This window comes from Rhizobacter sp. P2_H2 (assembly GCF_056403375.1).
In genome coordinates this window covers 1-1,021 of record NZ_JBFUFP010001486.1, presented here as the reverse complement: position 1 = coordinate 1,021, position 1,021 = coordinate 1, and the positions used below count along the sequence as shown (strand labels likewise).

General features: G+C 76.9%; 1 protein-coding gene and 1 pseudogene. Both read right to left on the bottom strand.

Annotation, left to right across the window (positions count from 1 at the left end; genetic code table 11):
• A pseudogene (locus AC1D15_RS34140) lies at positions 1–195 on the bottom strand (ABC transporter permease); the annotation flags it as partial.
• Between the two features lie 11 nt (positions 196–206).
• A complete protein-coding gene (locus tag AC1D15_RS34135; RefSeq protein ID WP_477829564.1) occupies positions 207–1,007 on the bottom strand; it encodes a phosphonate ABC transporter ATP-binding protein in 801 nt (266 codons plus the stop codon).
• Positions 1,008–1,021 lie beyond the last annotated feature (14 nt).

Here is a 1,021-nt window from a genome sequence, read left to right as displayed (position 1 = left end):
CGCCGCATCGTGCTTCGGCGGGATGAACTCCGACACGAACTTCCAGGTCGCCCGCAGGCTGCGCGCGTCCAGCAGCGTCGCCGGGTTGAACTCGGTCCACACCAGCAGCGGCCACGCCAGCACCGCCGCCGCCAGCAGCAGCGACACCCTGCGCAGCAGCGCCGGATCGCGCAGCGCGGCGGCGCCCGGACGCACGGCCTGCTCCATCAGCGGCACATGCTTTCGGGCAACAGGCCGGTGCCTGCCGCCGGGGCATCCGGGGCCGGCGCCGCCACCTCGCCCGCATACAACTCGCGCAGCGCCGCATCGTCCAGCCCCGCCGCCGGACCGTCGTACACGCACACGCCCGCGCGCAGCGCGACGATGCGCGCGAAGCGCTCGCGCGCCACGTCCACCTGGTGCAGGCTGCACACCAGCGTGCGGCCGTCGCGCCGCGCGGCGCCGAGCAGCGCATCGATCACGACGCGCGCGCGGGTCGGATCGAGTGCCGACAAGGGTTCGTCGACCAGCCACAGCCCGGCCTGCGACACCAGCGCGCGTGCCAGCCCGACACGCTGCCGCTCGCCACCGGAGAGGCGATCGACGCGCAGCCACAGCTTGTCGGCCAGGCCCAGCTCGGCGAGCGCCGCCTGTGCGAGGTCCGCGTCGCGCGGGCTCCACAGCGTGCGCAGGCTCTGCAGCAGCCCCATCGCCGGCAGCCGCCCGGCCAGCACCGCCGTCACGACACGCTGGCGCGGCGGCAGCGGCGGCACCTGCGGCGCGAGGAACAGCCGCCCGCGCAAGCGGCGCAGCTCGCGGCCCGGCATCGCCCACGGATCGCGACCGAACAGCGACACGCTGCCGGCCGACGGCCGCACCGCGCAGGCCAGCGCCATCAGCAGGCTGGTCTTGCCGGCGCCCGAGGCGCCGATCACCGCGACCTGCTCGCCCGCCGCGATGCGCAGGTCGAGCCCGCGCAGCGCCAGGCCCGGCACGCCGGGCGCGGCCGGGGCCGACAGCGCGCGCAGCTCGGCGACGGCGA